This window comes from Neisseria sp. P0021.S005 (genome assembly GCF_051956955.1).
Genome location: NZ_JBQCWY010000395.1, coordinates 1 through 2,769, shown reverse-complemented (window position 1 = coordinate 2,769; position 2,769 = coordinate 1). Strand labels below are relative to the sequence as shown.

The 2,769-nt window shown below is 49.5% G+C and carries 4 protein-coding genes; all 4 read left to right on the top strand.

Annotated elements, in window-relative coordinates; genetic code table 11:
* Nucleotides 1-488: YggS family pyridoxal phosphate-dependent enzyme (locus ACTHUE_RS14675; RefSeq protein WP_440402903.1), on the top strand; the 488-nt coding region annotated here is incomplete at its 5' end.
* A 76-nt stretch (nucleotides 489-564) separates the two neighbouring features.
* On the top strand, nucleotides 565-1,362 hold the full coding sequence (proC, locus tag ACTHUE_RS14670; RefSeq protein WP_004519241.1) for a pyrroline-5-carboxylate reductase: 798 nt from the start codon (nucleotides 565-567) through the stop codon (nucleotides 1,360-1,362).
* A 2-nt stretch (nucleotides 1,363-1,364) separates the two neighbouring features.
* Nucleotides 1,365-1,922: a YggT family protein gene (locus tag ACTHUE_RS14665; protein WP_004519242.1), complete on the top strand. Its 558-nt coding sequence runs from the start codon at nucleotides 1,365-1,367 to the stop codon at nucleotides 1,920-1,922.
* A 263-nt stretch (nucleotides 1,923-2,185) separates the two neighbouring features.
* Nucleotides 2,186-2,602 carry an RNA polymerase-binding protein DksA gene (gene dksA, locus ACTHUE_RS14660; RefSeq protein WP_004519243.1) on the top strand — a complete coding sequence of 139 codons (417 nt, stop codon included), beginning with the start codon at nucleotides 2,186-2,188 and terminating at the stop codon, nucleotides 2,600-2,602.
* Nucleotides 2,603-2,769: the final 167 nt, after the last annotated feature.

The following is a 2,769-nucleotide window of genomic DNA, read 5'->3' as shown; positions in this document are numbered from 1 at the left end:
CCGATTTGCCGGATATTGTTTGGCACGTTATCGGCGATGTGCAGTCTAATAAAACCAAATTTGTGGCCGAACGCGCACATTGGGTGCATACGATAGGCCGTCTGAAAACGGCGCGGCGCTTGAGTGAACAAAGGCCGTCTGAAATGCCGCCGTTGCAGGTGTGCATTGAAGTGAACATTGCCGCGGAAGAAGCAAAACACGGCGTAGCGCCCACTGAAGCGGTTGCGCTGGCCCTTGAAGTGGCCAAGTTGCCGAATATTAAAGTGCGCGGATTGATGTGTGTGGCCAAGGCCGACAGCAGCGATGATGAGTTGCGCAGCCAGTTTCATACCATGCAGCGGCTGTTGGCTGAGTTGAACGCGGCAGGCGTCGAAGCAGATGTTTTGTCTATGGGGATGTCCGGAGATATGCCAATCGCGGTAGAATGCGGCGCAACCCATGTCCGCATCGGCAGCGCGATTTTCGGCAAGCGGCATTATCCTCAATAAAAGTAATAGGCCGTCTGAACAGGGCAGACAGCAGTTTCAGACGGCTTGATCGATATCACAAAGGAGTGACATATATATGAATATCTATTTTCTCGGCGGCGGCAATATGGCGACTGCCATTGCAGGCGGTTTGGTCAAACAAGACGGCTATCGTGTCCACATTGTCGAACGCGGCGCCGAAAGACGGGAGCAACTGGTACAAGAATTGGGCGTAGCCACTTCTGAAAACCTGCCCGAATTGAGTGCGGACGATGTCCTCATTCTCGCTGTTAAACCGCAAGACATGCAGGCAGCCTGTCAAAACATCCGTTTGAATGGCGCGCTGGTGTTGTCCGTAGCGGCAGGTTTGTCCATCGATACCCTCAGCCAGTATCTGGGCGGCACACGCCGTATCGTGCGCATCATGCCCAATACGCCGGCCAAAATCGGTTTAGGCGTATCCGGTATGTTTGCCGATGCAGGCGTTTCAGAAGCTGACCGTACAGCCGCCGACGGCATCATGCGCTCTGTCGGTACAACCGTTTGGCTGAACGAGGAAGATCAACTCCACAATATTACCGGCATCAGCGGCAGCGGCCCCGCCTATGTTTTCTATCTTTTGGGCGCGCTCCAAAATGCGGCTTTGGCACAAGGTTTCAACGAACAAGACGCACGCGAACTGAGCCTTGCTACATTTAAAGGCGCAGTGGCTTTGGCCGAACAGACCGGCGAAGCATTTGCACAATTACAGCAAAACGTGACTTCCAAAGGTGGCACGACACACGAAGCCATCGAAACCTTCAAAGCCCGTCACGTTGCCGAAGCCATCGAACAGGGCGTAGAAGCCTGCGTCAAACGTTCGCAAGAAATGGCGCAACAATATAAGGCCGTCTGAACATGCGCGGCGACTTGCTCTTATTATTGGCAGACGCTATTGCCATCCTGTGTATCACGCGCTTTTTGCTCCGATACGCAGGATTGGCAGCAGAACACCCCCTGCTCAAATTCAGCATACAGGCAACAGGCTGGCTGACCAAACCTTGGCAAAAAGCATTCCCATCCGGCGAGAAAACCGATTGGTACTGCCTGCCCGCAGGTTTTCTGGTGTACTACCTTGCCTGTACCGCCATTATTTTCATCTCGCCGGCGCTGTCCATCAGCAATAAGCTGATTTTGGCAAACTTCTGGTTTGCCGCACTCCATATGCTGAAAGCCGCGGCCTATACATTACTTATTGGTCTGATTATTAGAATGGTGAGCAGCATACAGGGCCGCTATTCCCCGTTGGCTTATGCCATCGAACGAATTCTGCAGCCATTGCTCAAACCGTTTTCCTTCTTACGCGCAGGACGATACGATTTTTCAGGCAGTCTGTTGGCACTCTTATTATGGTTGTGGCTGGCCCGATGGTTTCCCCAACTTATCCAGCAAACCAACCTATGTTTGCTTCAATAGGCCGTCTGAAAGCGCAGCAGGTATTAACGACCAAAAATACAACGTCCTAAAAAGCGTATTAATATATTTAGGCGTAAGGTAGTGCAAAAAAGTGCAAATCGAAATATAAAGAACAAATGAATAGGTAAAACATGATATGATTCGCCCAATTTCCAAAACGGAAATTCAAGAAAACCCAATAAAAGCAAACCCAATAAAAGCAAACCCAATAAAAGCAAACCCGTAGCATCCAAATCATTAACAACAAACCGAAAGCAGACACCATGGCAAAGCTGACAGAACAAGATATTTTAAACTGGGATGGTCCTGAAGAGGACTACATGAACAGCGACCAATTGGCCTTCTTCCGCGAACTACTGGTTAAAATGCAAGAAGAACTGATTGAAAATGCAAACACCACTACCGGCCATCTTCAAGAGCACGAATCCGCTCCCGATCCAGCCGACCGAGCTACTCAAGAAGAAGAATACGCTTTAGAACTGCGCACCCGCGATCGCGAGCGTAAACTTCTCAATAAAGTGCAAGCGACTCTCCGCAGTATTGACGAAGGCGATTACGGTTTCTGTGCCGATACCGGCGAACCCATCGGCCTCAAGCGCCTGCTGGCACGTCCGACCGCGACATTGTCCGTAGAAGCGCAAGAGCGACGCGAACGAATGAAAAAACAGTTCGCCGACTAAAATATAGATATAGAAACCTCAAAAGGCCGTCTGAAAGAGCATTTCAGACGGCCTTTAGTTTGTATTTTTTTGTATGTATGGATAGTGTGGGAGTTTGATAGTATTTTTTTAGAAATAAAAACCCTGTTAAAACAGGGAAGTGATTAAATTTCAGAAAATAATTTTGT

What these genes read in the sequence shown, in the direction of transcription:
- proC (WP_004519241.1), top strand. Translation starts at nt 565, where the DNA reads ATGAATATCTATTTTCTCGGCGGCGGCAATATGGCGACTGCCATTGCA.
- ACTHUE_RS14665 (WP_004519242.1), top strand. Translation starts at nt 1,365, where the DNA reads ATGCGCGGCGACTTGCTCTTATTATTGGCAGACGCTATTGCCATCCTG.
- dksA (WP_004519243.1), top strand. Translation starts at nt 2,186, where the DNA reads ATGGCAAAGCTGACAGAACAAGATATTTTAAACTGGGATGGTCCTGAA.